At 71.2% G+C, this 14,918-nt stretch carries 14 protein-coding genes; 7 read left to right on the forward strand and 7 right to left on the reverse strand.

The genetic code is table 11. The features are described 5' to 3' along the window. Positions 1-134: 134 nt before the first annotated feature. The gene (locus CU044_RS27030) at positions 135-1,088 is read right to left on the reverse strand and encodes a LysR substrate-binding domain-containing protein (RefSeq protein WP_129771373.1); all 954 of its coding nucleotides are present in this window, start codon (positions 1,086-1,088) and stop codon (positions 135-137) included. A gap of 94 nt (positions 1,089-1,182) precedes the next feature. On the opposite strand from CU044_RS27030, the gene CU044_RS27035 reads away from it, so the two are divergent. From CU044_RS27035 to CU044_RS27045, 3 genes are read left to right on the forward strand one after another with little or no spacing between them, the layout of a single operon-like run. After that, positions 1,183-1,893 carry a succinate dehydrogenase gene (locus CU044_RS27035; protein WP_129771374.1) on the forward strand — a complete coding sequence of 237 codons (711 nt, stop codon included), beginning with the start codon at positions 1,183-1,185 and terminating at the stop codon, positions 1,891-1,893. 1 nt (position 1,894) lies between these two features. After that, complete coding sequence (locus CU044_RS27040; RefSeq protein ID WP_129771375.1) at positions 1,895-3,853, forward strand: fumarate reductase/succinate dehydrogenase flavoprotein subunit; 1,959 nt, start codon at positions 1,895-1,897, stop codon at positions 3,851-3,853. Beyond that, the gene (locus tag CU044_RS27045) at positions 3,850-4,599 is read left to right on the forward strand and encodes a succinate dehydrogenase/fumarate reductase iron-sulfur subunit (RefSeq protein ID WP_129771376.1); all 750 of its coding nucleotides are present in this window, start codon (positions 3,850-3,852) and stop codon (positions 4,597-4,599) included. Before CU044_RS27040 ends, CU044_RS27045 begins: the two co-directional genes overlap by 4 nt. 7 nt (positions 4,600-4,606) lie before the next feature. On the opposite strand, the gene CU044_RS27050 is transcribed toward CU044_RS27045, so the two are convergent. Further along, positions 4,607-5,791: a Cmx/CmrA family chloramphenicol efflux MFS transporter gene (locus CU044_RS27050; RefSeq protein ID WP_129771377.1), complete on the reverse strand. Its 1,185-nt coding sequence runs from the start codon at positions 5,789-5,791 to the stop codon at positions 4,607-4,609. A 447-nt stretch (positions 5,792-6,238) separates the two neighbouring features. On the opposite strand from CU044_RS27050, the gene CU044_RS27055 reads away from it, so the two are divergent. Then, positions 6,239-6,727, forward strand: coding sequence for a hypothetical protein (locus tag CU044_RS27055; RefSeq protein WP_129771461.1), 489 nt, complete (start codon positions 6,239-6,241; stop codon positions 6,725-6,727). 10 nt (positions 6,728-6,737) lie between these two features. Here CU044_RS27055 and CU044_RS27060 read toward each other — a convergent pair whose 3' ends face one another. Next, a complete protein-coding gene (locus CU044_RS27060; protein WP_129771462.1) occupies positions 6,738-6,953 on the reverse strand; it encodes a dodecin in 216 nt (71 codons plus the stop codon). Positions 6,954-7,275: 322 nt separating this feature from the next. Here CU044_RS27060 and CU044_RS27065 point away from each other — a divergent pair, with 322 nt between their 5' ends. From CU044_RS27065 to CU044_RS27075, 3 genes are all read left to right on the forward strand, one after another. Continuing rightward, positions 7,276-8,526, forward strand: a complete 1,251-nt coding sequence (locus CU044_RS27065; RefSeq protein WP_129771378.1) for an extracellular solute-binding protein — start codon at positions 7,276-7,278, stop codon at positions 8,524-8,526. A 280-nt stretch (positions 8,527-8,806) separates the two neighbouring features. After that, the gene (locus CU044_RS27070) at positions 8,807-9,622 is read left to right on the forward strand and encodes a GNAT family N-acyltransferase (RefSeq protein ID WP_129771379.1); all 816 of its coding nucleotides are present in this window, start codon (positions 8,807-8,809) and stop codon (positions 9,620-9,622) included. Further along, positions 9,619-10,563 carry a lysophospholipid acyltransferase family protein gene (locus tag CU044_RS27075; protein ID WP_129771380.1) on the forward strand — a complete coding sequence of 315 codons (945 nt, stop codon included), beginning with the start codon at positions 9,619-9,621 and terminating at the stop codon, positions 10,561-10,563. The genes CU044_RS27070 and CU044_RS27075 overlap by 4 nt, the downstream gene beginning before the upstream one ends. On the opposite strand, the gene egtD is transcribed toward CU044_RS27075, so the two are convergent. From egtD to egtA, 4 genes are read right to left on the reverse strand one after another with little or no spacing between them, the layout of a single operon-like run. Next, the gene (gene egtD / locus CU044_RS27080; protein WP_129771381.1) at positions 10,458-11,420 is read right to left on the reverse strand and encodes an L-histidine N(alpha)-methyltransferase; all 963 of its coding nucleotides are present in this window, start codon (positions 11,418-11,420) and stop codon (positions 10,458-10,460) included. The genes CU044_RS27075 and egtD overlap by 106 nt on opposite strands. Next, positions 11,417-12,175, reverse strand: coding sequence for an ergothioneine biosynthesis protein EgtC (egtC, locus tag CU044_RS27085; RefSeq protein ID WP_129771382.1), 759 nt, complete (start codon positions 12,173-12,175; stop codon positions 11,417-11,419). The genes egtD and egtC overlap by 4 nt, the downstream gene beginning before the upstream one ends. Continuing rightward, positions 12,175-13,503, reverse strand: a complete 1,329-nt coding sequence (gene egtB / locus CU044_RS27090) for an ergothioneine biosynthesis protein EgtB (protein ID WP_240045872.1) — start codon at positions 13,501-13,503, stop codon at positions 12,175-12,177. The genes egtC and egtB overlap by 1 nt, the downstream gene beginning before the upstream one ends. A gap of 17 nt (positions 13,504-13,520) precedes the next feature. Continuing rightward, a complete protein-coding gene (egtA, locus tag CU044_RS27095; RefSeq protein ID WP_129771384.1) occupies positions 13,521-14,795 on the reverse strand; it encodes an ergothioneine biosynthesis glutamate--cysteine ligase EgtA in 1,275 nt (424 codons plus the stop codon). Positions 14,796-14,918 lie beyond the last annotated feature (123 nt).

Below are 14,918 nucleotides of genomic sequence, written 5' to 3' on the forward strand. Positions count from 1 at the left end.
ACTTCCTCCACACCTACAACCACCACCGCAGCCACACCGCACTCAACGGACACCCGCCCATCAGCCGCGTTAACAACGTTACGGGTCAATACACCTAGACCAGTAAGTCCGAGGTGGTGTCCGTCCGGCAGGGCTTAGCTTCCTTCCGACGCGCGCCGGCCCGTCGCCCCGCGCCTGCCCCTGCCCGTGGTCCTGGCTCCTTCCGGGGCCGCGGGCTGGGTGGCCAGCAGTACCTTCTGCAGTTCCCTGGCGGCGCGCGGCGGGGCGACGTCGCTGCGGTGGGCGAGCGCGATCGTACGGCGCAGCCCCGGCCTGGCCAGGGCGGTGACCCTCAGATCGCGTGCCCGTGCCGCGACCATGCTCGGGACGACCGCCACGCCCAGACCGGCCCGTACGAAACCGAGGACGGCGTCCATCTCACCGCCCTCCACGGTGAACGACGGCTCGAACCCCTCGGCCCGGCACGCGGCCACCGTCAGGTCGCGCAGGTCGTAGCCGTGCCGGAACATCACCAGCGGCTGGCCCTCCAGATCGGCGATCCTGGCCGGCCGCCGTGGGGCCGGGGCGGCGGCCGAGGAGACCACGACCAGGTCCTCGTGCAGCAGCTCGACCGTGGTCAGCGCGGGCGACGCGGCCGGCAGCGGCATCACCACCAGGGCCAGATCCAGCGCCCCGCGCGCCAGCTCCCGTACGAGATCGTGTGAGCCGCTCTCCTCGATCAGCAGCTCGATACCCGGGTGCAGATCGTGGAAGGCCCGCAGGACGTCGGGCAGCAGTCCGGTGCACAGGCTCGGCGGCGCCCCCAGCCTGACCCGGCCGCGCCGCAGCTGGACCAGCTCCTGTACCTCGACGCGCGCGGTCTCGGTGTCGGCGAGGATGCGCCGCGCGAGCGGCAGGAGCGCCTCGCCCGCGTCCGTGAGGGTGACGTTGCCGCGGGCACGGCTGAACAGCTCGGCCCCCAGTTCCTTCTCCAGCGCTCTGATCTGCTGGGAGAGGGAGGGCTGCGAGACATGGACCCGTTCCGCGGCGCGGGTGAAGTGCCGGGTCTCCGCGACGGCCACGAAGTAGAGAAGCTGCTGGAACTGCATGGAGCCAGGGTAGACCCGCGATAGGAACAGCCTATGGAGATCAGCCGCACCATGTCTTGGACCTCTCGGCATCGCGCGGCCTAGCGTGATGTCCATGGCGCTGGCAACGCGGGGGACGGACCAACGGCCGTCCATGACCCGCACCCTCTGGGGATCGACGATCGGAAAAAAGACGGTCATGGCCGTGAGCGGCCTGATCATGCTCGGCTATCTGGTCGCGCACATGCTGGGCAATCTCAAGATCTTCTTCGGGCCGCCGGAGTTCAACGGCTACGCGCACTGGCTGCGGACCATTGGCGAACCGATTCTGCACTACGAGTGGGCGCTCTGGATCGTCCGAGTCGTCCTCGTCGTCGCCGTCGTCCTGCACGCGGTCTGCGCCTACCAGCTCAGCCGCCGCGACCTGGCCGCCCGCCCCGACAAGTACGTCCACAAGCGGGCCCGCGCCGGATACGCCACCCGCACCATGCGCTGGGGCGGGATCATCCTCGCCCTGTTCATCGTCTGGCACATCCTCGATCTGACCACCGGTACGGTGCACTCCGGCGGCTTCCAGGCCGGCCACCCGTACCAGAACGTCGTGGACACCTTCTCCACCTGGTACGGGAACGTCATCTACCTCGTCGCGATGCTCGCCCTCGGGCTCCACATCCAGCACGGCTTCTGGAGCGCCGCGCAGACCCTCGGAGCGGGCAACGCCACCCGCGAACGCGTCCTCAAGGGGACGGCCAATCTGCTGGCGGTGGCGCTGACCGCGGGATTCATCGCCGTACCCGTCGCCGTCATGACCGGAGTGGTGAGCTGACATGAACGAACCCACCGACTACGCCGAATACACCGTCGGCGAGCCGATCGCCGACACCAAGGCGCCGGACGGGCCCGTCGCCGAGCGCTGGAACCGGCGCCGCTTCGAAGCAAAACTCGTCAACCCCGCCAACCGGCGCAAGCACACCGTGATCGTCGTCGGTACCGGCCTCGCCGGCGGCGCCGCGGGCGCCACGCTCGCCGAACAGGGCTACCACGTCGTCCAGTTCTGCTACCAGGACTCGCCGCGCCGCGCCCACTCCATCGCCGCGCAGGGCGGCATCAACGCCGCCAAGAACTACCGCAACGACGGCGACTCCGTCCAGCGGCTCTTCTACGACACCGTCAAGGGCGGCGACTTCCGGGCCCGCGAGTCCAATGTCCACCGGCTCGCCGAGGTCTCGGTCGAGATCATCGACCAGTGTGTCGCCCAGGGCGTGCCGTTCGCCCGCGAGTACGGCGGACTCCTCGACACCCGCTCCTTCGGCGGTGTCCAGGTCTCCCGTACCTTCTACGCCCGAGGCCAGACGGGCCAGCAACTGCTGCTCGGCGCCTACCAGGCGCTGTCCCGGCAGATCGCGGCGGGCGCGGTCGAGATGCATCCGCGCACCGAGATGCTCGATCTGCTCGTCGTCGACGGACGGGCCCGGGGCATCGTCGCCCGCGATCTGATCACCGGCGCGGTCTCCACCCACTTCGCGGACGCCGTCGTCCTCGCCTCCGGCGGCTACGGCAATGTCTTCTATCTCTCCACCAACGCCAAGAACAGCAACGCCACCGCCATCTGGCGGGCGCACCGGCGCGGCGCCTACTTCGCCAACCCGTGCTTCACCCAGATCCACCCCACCTGCATCCCGCGTTCCGGCGACCACCAGTCCAAGCTGACGCTGATGAGCGAGTCGCTGCGCAACGACGGCCGTATCTGGGTGCCCAAGGCGCGCGGCGATCAGCGGCCCCCGGCCGGGATTCCCGAGGACGAGCGCGACTACTACCTGGAGCGGATCTACCCCTCCTTCGGCAATCTCGTCCCGCGCGACATCGCCTCACGGGCCGCGAAGAACGTCTGCGACGAGGGCCGCGGGGTCGGACCCGGCGGACAGGGCGTCTATCTCGACTTCGCCGACGCCATCGCCCGGCTCGGCCGCAAGGCGGTCGAGGAGAAGTACGGCAACCTCTTCGAGATGTACGAGCGGATCACCGCCGAGAATCCGTACGAGGTGCCCATGCGGATCTACCCGGCGATCCACTACACGATGGGCGGTCTCTGGGTCGACTACGACCTCCAGACCACCGTGCCGGGCCTGTTCGCGATCGGCGAGGCCAACTTCTCCGACCACGGCGCCAACCGGCTCGGCGCGTCCGCGCTGATGCAGGGTCTGGCCGACGGCTACTTCGTCCTGCCGTCCACCATCAACGACTATCTCGCCCGCAATCCGCACCACGACGAGATCGACGAGTCCCACCCCGAGGTGGCCGAGGCGGTCGCCGACACCGAGGACCGGCTGCGGCTGCTGCTCGCCGTCGACGGCGACCGTACGCCCGACTCGTTCCACAAGGAGATCGGCGAACTCCTCTGGGAACACTGCGGAATGGCCCGCACCGACGACGGACTGCGCAAGGTGCTCGACCGGATCCCGCAGATCCGTGAGGAGTTCTGGCGCCGGATCAAGGTGCCGGGCACCGGCGAGCAGCTCAACCAGTCGCTGGAGAAGGCCAATCGCATCGTCGACTATCTGGAACTGGCCGAGCTGATGTGCCTCGACGCGCTGCACCGCGCCGAGTCCTGCGGCGGCCACTTCCGCGAGGAGTCGCAGACCGAGGGCGGTGAGGCCGCCCGCCGCGACGAGGAGTTCTCGTACGCCGCGGCCTGGGAGTTCGGCGGCACCGGCACCGCGCCCGTCCTGCACAAGGAAGACCTCGTCTTCGAGTACGTCCACCCCACCCAGCGGAGCTACGCATGAGGCTCACCCTGCGCGTCTGGCGACAGCCGGACGCCGACGCCCCCGGCGCCATGGTCACCTATGGCATCGACGGCATCTCCGAGGACATGTCGTTCCTGGAGATGCTCGACACCCTCAACGAGGAGCTGATCCTCAAGGGCGACGAGCCGGTCGCCTTCGACCACGACTGCCGCGAGGGCATCTGCGGCGCGTGCGGTGTGGTCATCAACGGCGACGCCCACGGTCCCGAGCGCACCACCACCTGCCAGCTCCATATGCGGCACTTCGACGACGGCGACACCATCGATGTCGAGCCCTGGCGGGCCGGGGCCTTCCCCGTCGTCAAGGACCTGGTGGTGGACCGGTCCGCGTTCGACCGGATCATCGGCGCGGGCGGCTACATCACCGCCCCCACCGGCGCCGCGCCCGAGGCACACGCCACACCGGTGCCCAAGCCCGACGCCGACTTCGCCTTCGAACACGCCGAGTGCATCGGCTGCGGCGCCTGCGTCGCGGCCTGCCCCAACGGTTCGGCGATGCTCTTCACCTCCGCCAAGATCAACCACCTCAATGTGCTGCCGCAGGGCGCACCGGAGCGTGAGACCCGGGTCCTCGACATGGTCGCGACCATGGACGAGGAGGGCTTCGGTGGCTGCACCCTCGCCGGTGAGTGCGCCACCGCCTGCCCGAAGGGGATCCCGCTGCCGTCCATCGCGGCGATGAACAAGGAGTGGCTGCGGGCGACCCGTAAGGTCTCACGCTCCTGAGCCTCCGCTACCGGGTCGCCGTCGGCACCCCCTCGTCCTCGTCGGCGGTCCCGCGCCGCACTCCCCGGGCGACCCCGGCGGTGGCGAGGGCGAGGGCCACCAGCAGTGCGCTGACCCACAGCGGTGCGCGGAAGCCGAGCCCGGCGCCGATCGCGACGCCGCCGGCCCACGGCCCGATCGCGCCGCCCACGTTGAACGCGGCCGTGGCGAGCCCGCCGGCCAGGGTCGGCGCCCCGGCCGCCGCGTAGAGCACCCGCGAGATCAGCGTGGCGCCGACGGCGAACGAGAGGGTCCCCTGGACGAACACGAACGCGCCCGCCGCCACCGGGTTCCCGGCGGTCAGCGCGAAGACGGCCCAGCCGGCGAGCAGTGCCACGCCCCCGGCCACCAGCAGCGGGACGGGCCGTACGTCGGCGAGCCGGCCGCTGATGGTGACCCCGGCGAACGAACCCAGACCGAAGAGCGCCAGCAGGGCGGGCACCCACCCCGAACCGAGTCCGGCCACCTCGGTGAGGAGCGGCGCGAGATACGTGAACGTACAGAACGTCGCGCCGTTCACCAGCGCGCCCAGCAGCAGCGTCACCAGCAACCGGGGCTCGCGCAGCGCGCGCAGCTCCTGGCGCGCGCTCGTCCCCGAGGGGCCGGCGCCACCGCTCGGCACCGCCCGCAGGATCGCCACGACGGCCGGTACCGAGATGACCGCGACCGCCCAGAACGCCGCGCGCCAGCCCCACAGTTGACCGAGCAGAGCGCCGCCGGGAACGCCCGCGACGCAGGCGATGGTGACACCGCCGAGCAGCGCGGAGGTGGCACGTCCCTTGGCGTTCGGCTCGACCATGCCGGTCGCGGTCACCAGCGCCACCGCGAGGAACCCGGCGTTGGCCAGGGCCCCGACGATCCGGGTGACCAGCAGTACCCCGTAACTGGTGGTCACCGCGCCGACCACATGGACGGCGAGGAACGTGAGCAGGAAGACCAGCAGCGCGTGCCGGCGCGACCAGCGCAGAGCGAGCATCGCCATCAGCGGCGCGCCGATGACCATGCCGACGGCGAACGCGGAGGTGAGCGATCCCGCCGCCGGGATGGACACCCCCAGGTCGTGTGCGATGTCCGGCCCGAGGCCGGACAGCATGAACTCGGACGTCCCCATGGCGAAGACCGCCAGTCCGAGCAGATAGAGAGCGAATGGCATAACAGGACTCCGCAACCACACCGTGGATCGTGTGACCGAATGAACCGGCAAGGAGTCGGCGCGGGCGCCGACAGGGCAGCGGTGGGCCGCGGGAGTATCCGTACGGACGCCGTTCATCGACGGTCCGGGCAGGAGATACGCGGCGACCACCGCGCGAAGGGCCCCGGCGTCAGGGAAGTGACACCCGGTCGAGGCCGAACACAGTCCGTACTACGGCGATCCGATGGCGACGGGCCGCGGCCGGCAGCACCAACGGCCCCATGGGCCGCGGAGCTTGTCGACGCGACAACGTGAGCAGGCCACCGGACGACCGGTGGCTAGAGTCTTGACGCCTCGGGACTGGACATGGCGGCAGGTTAGCGGGGCCGGGCCCGCGATGTCGAACGCGCGGTGGTCCACGGGACAGCCCCTAGGCTGGTGGACGTGATGCGCACGACGGGGAGCGGGATGACGGGGAACAGCAGGCCGCTGGCCGTATTCGACCTGGACGGAACGCTGGCGGAGACCGGCCACCGTCAGCACTTCCTGGAGCGGCGGCCCCGCGACTGGAAGGGATTCTTCGGCGCGGCCGGACAGGACACGCCACTGGCCGAGGGCGTACGGCTGGTCGCGGAGGCCACCGAGGAGTGCGAGGTCATGTACCTCACCGGCCGTCCGGAGCGCTGCCGCGCGGACACCCTGGCCTGGCTGCGCGAGCACGGCCTGCCCGAGGGACGGATCTGGATGCGCCGGAACGACGACCGGCGGCCCGCGCGTACGACCAAACTGGAGATCCTGCGCAGGCTGGCCGGCGGCCGGAAGGTGCGGATGCTGGTCGACGACGACGAACTGGTCTGTGACGCGGCCGAACGGGCCGGCTTCCGGGTCGTACGGGCCCGCTGGGCGAGCACGTCACAGGCGCTGAAGGACGCGCAGGAGCGCGAGGGGCGTACCTGACCTCGGCCGCTCAGTGGGTGTCGTCGAGGCGGAAGCCGACCTTGAGTCCGACCTGGTAGTGCTCGATGTCGCCGTCGACGATATGGCCCCGCACCTCCGTCATCTCGAACCAGTCCAGACCACGCAGCGTCTGGGAGGCACGGGCGACGCCGTTGCGGATGGCGTCGTCGATGCCCTCGTGCGAGGTGCCGACGATCTCGGTGACCCGGTAGGTGTGGTGGGACATGGCGTCGCTCTCCTGTTCACGTGTCACGGGTGGCGCGGTGTCACTCCACCGTGCCCCACCGCCCGGCGCTCCGCGAGACGTCCGGAGCCGGATGGCGCTGAGGAAGAACGTCCGAAGGAGCGTCGTCCGTCCGGAGGGCGGGCCCGGGAGACGGGCGTCAGGGGCACGCGTCCCCTTCCGTCTGCGTTCCGTTCGCTTCCGGGACTTGACCGGCCGTTTGGTCCATACCAAAATCCCACACACCCGTGCGAACCCGGTTCGCTCCCCCCACGTCGGGCCCTCTCTTCCTGCTCCGTGCACTCACGCCAGAAGGTTGACCTACGTGAAGAACCGCCCTCTCGCCTGTTCCGTGGCCCTTGTGTCCTCCGTCGCCCTCGGCGGCTGCGGAATGCTGCCCGGCGGGGACGACTCCGTGACGGTCACCGTCTGGCTGATGAAGGACAGCGTCTCGGACGACTTCCTCAAGCGGTTCGTGAACGACTACGAGAAGGAACATCCGTCCGTCCGGCTCGACATCAAGATCCAGGAGTGGACCGGGATCGGCGAGAAGGTGCTGACCGCGCTGGACGGCGAGGACACGCCGGATGTGATCGAGGTCGGCAACACCCAGGTCGCCCAGTACGCGGAGAGCGGCAATCTGCGCGATCTCACCCTGGAGTCGGTACGGGACCTGGGCAGCGAGGACTGGCTGCCCGGTCTCGCGCAGCCGGGCAGTATCAACGGCGCCCAGTTCGGCATCCCCTGGTACGCGGCCAATCGCGTCGTGATCTACAACAAGGATCTGTTCGCGCTCGCCGGCATAGAGAACCCGCCCAAGACCAGGGAGCAGTGGCTCGACGACACCGCCGAGCTGAACCGCGGCGGGAACCAGGGCATCTACCTCGCCGGGCAGGACTGGTACACCCTGGCCGGGTTCATCTGGGACGAGGGCGGCGAGCTGGCCGTCGAGTCCGGTGGCGAGTGGCAGGGGACGATCCATACGCCCGCCGCGCTGAGGGGCATGGACTTCTACAAGGACCTCCAGTCGCTGGGCAACGGACCGAAGAACTCCGACGAGGCCAAGCCCCCGCAGGCGGAGGTCTTCGCCGAGGGCGATGTCGCGCAGATCATCTCCACCCCCAGTTCGGCCCGGATCATCGAGGAGAAGAACCCCGAACTGAAGGGCAGACTCGGCTTCTTCCCCATTCCGGGCAAGAGCGCCGACAAGCCGGGGGCCGTCTTCACCGGCGGCTCCGATCTGATCGTGCCGAAGAACTCCAGCCACCACTCCGCCGCCGTCGAGGTGGTCAAGGCGCTGGCCGGCGAGACCTGGCAGACGGAGCTCGCCCGGACGATGAGCTACGTGCCGAACAAGACGACCCTCGCCGGGGTCATCCGCGGTGACGCGAGCACGGCCGCGATGGCCGAGGGCGCCGCGCGGGGGCGGGCCACCCCGAACTCCCCGCAGTGGGCGAGCGTCGAGGCCGACAACCCGATCAAGCCGTATATGACGGCCGTCCTGGAGGGCGAGGACCCCGAGGAGTCGGCGAAGGCGGCCTCCGATCAGATCAGCGCGGAACTGCTCTCCGGCTGAGGCCACGGGCCGAGGCCACGGGAGAGGGGAGAAGGTCCCTGGTCGGGGCCGCGGGGCGAGGTCCCGGGCGGAGGGCGCGGCCTGAGGTCTCCCGCCGAGGCCGCGGGCCCGGGGCGAATCGCGCGGTTCCCGGACTCCCGGCCATTCAGCCGTCTCACATCCGCGCTCCGCCGTGTGGTCATGTCAAATCCAGTCGGCCACGGAAGAAACAAGGTGCCGGGCCCGTCGCGCGAGCGGCGGACCCCGGCGGCCTGCCTTCCCTACCGGCACAGGAGTCCGCATGTCCGCCATCGCCCCCGCTCCCTTCGTCCCCGCCGCCCCCGCTGTCCCCGTCCCCGCCTCGGTGACCGCGCCCGGACCCGCCGAGCCGCGCTATGTCGTGTCCCTCGCCCGCGACGAGGAGGACGTCCGGGCCGCCCAGCGGCTGCGGCACCTGGTTTTCGCCGGCGAGATGGGCGCCCGGCTCGACGGCCCGGAACCGGGGCTGGACGTCGACGCCTTCGACGCGTACTGCGACCACCTGCTGGTGCGCGAGGAGAGCACCGGCGAGGTCGTCGGTACGTACCGGCTGCTGCCGCCCGAGCGGGCCAGGGCCGCCGGACGGATCTACTCCGACAGCGAGTTCGACCTCTCCCGGCTCGCCCCGATCCGGCACGATCTGGTCGAGGTCGGCCGCTCGTGCGTCCACCCCCTGCACCGCACCGGCGGTGTCATCGCCCTGATCTGGGCCGGACTCGCCCGCTACATGACCGACAGCGGCTACAACTGGCTGGCGGGCTGCTGCTCCGTCCCGCTCGCGGACGGCGGCGCGCTCGCCGCCTCGACATGGAGCACCGTGAAGGAGAAGCACTTGGCGCCCGAGGAGTACTGGGTCACCCCGCACCGCCTGTGGACCCCGGACGCGTCCGCCGCCGCTGCCCGGCCCTCCGAGCTGCCGCCGCTGCTCCGCGGCTATCTGCGGCTCGGCGCCTGGGTGTGCGGCGCGCCCGCGCACGACCCGGAGTTCGGTGTCGCCGACCTGTACGTACTGCTGTCGATGCGCCGCACCAACCCGCGCTACCTGCGGCACTTCCTCTCGCTCGCCCCCGGCGCATGAGCGCCTGGCTGCCCACCGCGCCCTGCACCCCCCGCGACTGCTCCACCCACCAGGGCCCGGCCGCCGGGGCACTGACCGGGGCCGTACGGCTGCTCGCGGGGATCGGCCTCGTCCTGGCCGGAGCGCTGACGGCTCCCTTCCTCAGGGTCCTGGGCGGGGACGTACGGGACCTGCTCACCCGGCACTGGGCGCGCACGGTACTGCGACTCTTCGGCCTGCGCGTCCGTGTCGTGGGGGCGCCCGCGCCCCGGCGCGGGTCCGGGGTGCTGGTCGTCGCCAACCATGTCTCCTGGCTGGACATACCGCTCCTCGCCACGGTCTTCCCGGGGCGGATGCTCGCCAAGAGCGAGATACGGCGCTGGCCGCTGCTGGGCGCGATGGCCGCGCTGGGCGGCACCCTGTTCGTCGAGCGGGAGCGGCTGCGGGCGCTGCCCGGGACCGTACGGACCCTGTCGACCGCGCTCGCCGCCGGCTCGCGGGTGATCGTCTTCCCCGAGGCCTGCACCTGGTGCGGGCGCGACCAGGGGCGGTTCACCAGCGCCGTCTTCCAGGCGGCGCTGGACGCGGACGCCGCTGTCCGTCCGGTACGTATCACCTACCGCGCGCCGGACGGGAAGCCGTCCGGCGCCCCGGCGTTCGTCGGGGACGACACCATCACCGCCTCGCTGTGGCGGGTCGTGACGGCCGGCGGGCTCACGGCGGAGATCACGGTCCTGCCGCTGATCCCCGCCGGGCGCCACACCGACCGCCGCGAACTGGCCGCGGACGCCCGGTCAGGGATCGCCCGTACGGTCACGGACGCCGCCGCCCGGACCACCGTCACGGACGGCGTCCTTCACACAGCGGTCGCCAGCGACAGCGCGAACCTGCCCTCCTCGTCCGTCCACCAGTGCGCCAGCTCCAGTCCCGCCCCGGCCAGTTCGGCGCGTACCCGGTCCTGACGGAACTTCGCCGACACCTCCGTACGCACCTCCTCGCCGGCCGCGAAGTGCACCACCAGATCCAGCTCCGGGACCTTCGCCGTGAGGTCCCGGCGCGCCCGCAGCCGCATCTCGATCCACTCGTGCTCGGCGTCCCAGAGCGCCACATGGTCGAAGTCACGCGGATCGAAGTCCGCGCCCAGCTCCCGGTTGATGACCAGGAGGACGTTCTTGTTGAAGGCGGCCGTCACCCCGGCCGAGTCGTCGTAGGCCCTGACCAGTACGGACTCGTCCTTCACCAGGTCCGTACCGAGCAGCAGCGCGTCACCGGGCGCGAGCAGCCCCCGGACCGATGCCAGGAACGACGCGCGCTCCGCCGGCAGCAGATTGCCGATCGTGCCGCCGAGGAACGCGACCAGCCGGGGGCCCGGGGTGCCGGGCAGCGCCAGCCCCCGGGTGAAGTCGGCGATGAGCGCGTGCACCTGGAGTCCGGGGTGCTCGGCGAGCAGGGATTCGGCGGCCCCGGTCAGCGCGCTCTCGCTGACATCCACCGGCACGTAGCTGTGCAGGCCGGTGAGCGCGTCCAGCAGATGACGGGTCTTCTCGGACGATCCGGACCCCAGCTCCACGAGGGTCCGCGCCCCGGTCGCCGCCGCGATCTCCGGCGCCCGCGCGAGCAGGATCTCCCGCTCGGCGCGGGTCGGATAGTACTCGGGCAGCCTGGTGATCTCCTCGAAGAGTTCGCTGCCCCGGGAGTCGTAGAACCATTTGGGAGGCAGCACTTTGGGGGTACGGGTCAGCCCCTGGAGCACATCGGCGCGCAGAGCCGCGTCCGTGGCGTCCTCGGGCAGGGTGCGGGTCAGCAGGAACGGGCTCACTCGGGTGGCTCCTTGAGAGGGGACAACAGCACGTCGTCGCGGGTCGCCACGAGCAGGGTGCGATCGGGGACCTCGCGCCAGCGCGCGTCGTCGTCGTACGGTTCGGAGGCCACCACGGTCCAGTGGCCCCCGGGATCGGTCAGATACCAGAGGGTGTCCCCCCACGCGGTCGCGGCGATCCGCTCGCCGTCGGTGACCAGCAGATTGAGCCGGGAGGCCGGCGCGGCCGCGGCGATGTCGAGGACGGTGTCGCCCAGCGCCTGACCCAGCTCGTCGCCGGCCCGCAGCCGGTGCAGGAGCAGCGCCCACACCAGCGCGGAATCGGTGCGGGCCGCCAGGGTGAGCAGCTCCTCGGCGGGGAGGGACGCGGCCGGGCCCGCGAGACTGCCCGGCCAGCCGCCGACCGAGCCGTTGTGGCTGAACAGCCAGGGCCCGTCGGAGAACGGCGCGGCGGCGGCCTCCCCGTCGGCGCCCGGCTCGGTCGCGTCACGTACCGCGGCGAGCAGGGCGCCGGTACGGATCACCCGCGCCAGATCGGTGAATCCCAGGTCCCCCCAGATGGGCCGCGCGCGGCGGTAGCGGGCGGGCAGCGGATCGCCGTCCGCGTACCAGCCCACCCCGAAACCATCGGCGTTGACCGTGCCGTTGCGCTGTCGGCGCGGTGCCCAGGACTGCCGGAACAGCCCGTGCGGTGGCGCGATCAGCACCTCCCCGAGCGCCACCGGCGGCCCCAGCCGGGCGAGATGGCGGCACATCAGACATCCCCGGCGGTGCGGAAACCGGAGAAGATCTGGCGGCGGACCGGCAGATCCCAGTTGCGGAACGTACCGCGGCACGCCACCGCGTCCACCGCGAACGACCCGCCCCGCAGCACCTTGTGGGCGCTGCCGAAGAAGACCTCCGAGTACTCGCGGTACGGGAACGCGGCGAACCCCGGATAGGGCAGGAAGTCGCTCGACGTCCACTCCCAGACGTCCCCGATCAACTGCCGTACGCCCAGCGGCGAGGCGCCCCGCGGATAGCTGCCCGCCGGGGCCGGCCGCAGATGGCGCTGGCCGAGATTGGCACGCTCCGGGGTGGCCTCCTCGTCACCCCACGGATACCGCAGCGACCGGCCGGAGACGGGATCGTGCCGGGCGGCCTTCTCCCACTCCTCCTCGCTCGGCAGCCGCCGCCCCGCCCAGCGGGCGTACGCGTCGGCCTCGTACCAGCTCACATGGAGCACCGGCTCGTCCGCGGGGACCGGCTCCTCCACACCGAACGCGCGGCGCAGCCACTGCCCGCCCTCGCGCCGCCAGAACAGCGGAGCGCCGATGTCGTGCGTACGGATCTGCTCCCAGCCGGCCGGCGCCCACCAGCGTTCGTCCGTGTAGCCGCCGTCGTCGATGAAGTGCTGGTAGTCACCGTTGGTCACCGGCACCGTGTCGATGAAGAACGCCGGGACGAGCCGCTGATGGGCCGGGCGCTCGTTGTCGAGCGACCAGGGCTCGGTGGAGGTGCCCATCGTGAAGGGCCCGGCCGGTACGAGCACTTCGGCGGGCAGTCCCGTGGTGTCACCGGCCGGCGGCGGGGGCGCGGTCAGCGCGGCGGGCCCCCGGCGCAGCTGGTGGGTGATGAGCATGGTCTCGTCGTGCTGCTGCTCGTGCTGGGCGATCATCCCGAAGGCGAACCCCGCGTCCAGCAGCGGACCGCCGTGCAGCGGGGTGCGCTCGATGATGTCCAGCACCCTGCCGCGTACGTCGGAGGCGTAGGCGCGCGCCTCGGCGGGGGGCAGCAGCGGCAGCGTCGGCCGTGCGGACCGGGGATGCTCGAAGGCGTCGTAGACGGAGTCGATCTCCGGGCGGATGGCGTCGCGCCCCGCGACCGTCCGCAGCAGCCACTGCTCTTCCTGGTTGCCGATGTGCGCCAGATCCCAGACCAGCGGGGACATCAGCGGCGAGTGCTGCGCCGTCAGCTCGTGGTCGTCGACACAGGAGGTCAGCAGAGAGGTACGGTCCCTGGCGGCGGTCAGGGCCTCGACGGCGCGCCGCCGCAGCTGTTCCGCCGTTGTCCCGACGGCTTCCGCGCTGTCCGCGCCTTCCATGGTTTCCGCGGAGTCGGTCATGTCCTGAGGTCCTTCCCGTTCACAGAGGCGCGTAGATCATCGGCGGGACATCGGCCGCGCATGACATAGCGGTCGTTGAAGGCCGCGACCGCGTCCTGTACGGCCCTCGTGGCGCCGACGCGCGGGAGTGCCTCCTGAGCGATGGCGAAGCAGGCGATCGCCGCAGCGTGCAGCTCCGGATCGCTCAGCGCGTGGCGCGCCGCGTTGGCCCAGAGGAGATTGCGGGGAGCGGGCAGCGAACCCGCCGTCTCCGCCAGTGGTTTGACGGTGCGGTAGACCGTCTCCGACGCCTCGGGATCGTCGAACAGCGCGGTGGTGACGGCGAGTGGCACCATCCAGCCGTCCTCGCCCGGCTGGGCGTCGATCATCCGCAACTCCAGATGACCACGTGGCCGGACGGGCGGAAACAGCGTCGTGAGGTGGTAGTCGAGGTCCGCGCGGACCGGCGGTCGCGGCAGCCCTGACCTTATCCACTCCCGGAAGGTCAGCCCGTCGGGCACCGGCCAGGGCCCCTTCTCCGCCCGGATGCACATCACCGGTGTGTCCAGGGCGTGCGCCGCCCAGGCGGCACGGGGTTCGTACCGCGCCGAGGGCGCGGCGGTACGGGCCGGGTCCAGCTGTGCCCACATCGCCTGCCGGGTGGAGCGCCAGCCGGTCGGTCTGCGTTCGCTCATGGGCGAGTTCGCGAAGGAGGCGACCAGCACCGCGCCCAGCAGATGGGCGAGTTGCCAGCGCCGGCCGTATCCGAGCGGGCCGGGCTCCTCGTGGCCCGCGTCCAGACACACCTGGATGGAGGCCGTGGTCCGCATCATGGCGCGCCCGGCCGGACCGATCCGGTCGAGGTAGGTCTCCATCGCGTCATAGCGCGGCTCCCGCAGCATGCGGTGCGGGGAGTGCCAGGGGTCCTGTCCGAGACCCGCGAGCGCGAGTCCCGCCGTACGCAGGGCCGGGCGTACGGTGTCCAGGTCCGCGGCGGTGGTGGTGATGCACTCCATCAGCGACGCGGCGGGCGGGGAGCTGAGCTCCAGCTGACCGCCGGGTTCGAAGGTGAGTGCCGAGGCGAGGCGCAGATCCCTCAGCCCCTCGTACGCCTCTCGGAGGCGGTGGGCCGGGACCGCTCTTTCGGGGGAGCGCAGGTCGTGCACGAGCCATTCCAGTTCCACACCCACGGTGCGGGGCGGGCCCGTCTTGAAGCAGATACCGCGTAGTAGATCCTCGGCGTCATCTTCGCCGAGTGGTGTTCCCTCATCAAGGAAACCGTCGGATGGCATGGCCGGATCCTCCTGTCGAAGACCGTGACCGGACTCCGCTCCCGGGTTGGGGGCGAAGTGCTTCGTCCAACCTAAAGCCACTCTCGCCGCTTCGCACAAGAGTGCCCCTACAGTCATCGTTTC

Source organism: Streptomyces sp. L-9-10, assembly GCF_004151105.1.
In the GTDB taxonomy this organism is placed as follows: Bacteria; Actinomycetota; Actinomycetes; order Streptomycetales; family Streptomycetaceae; genus Streptomyces.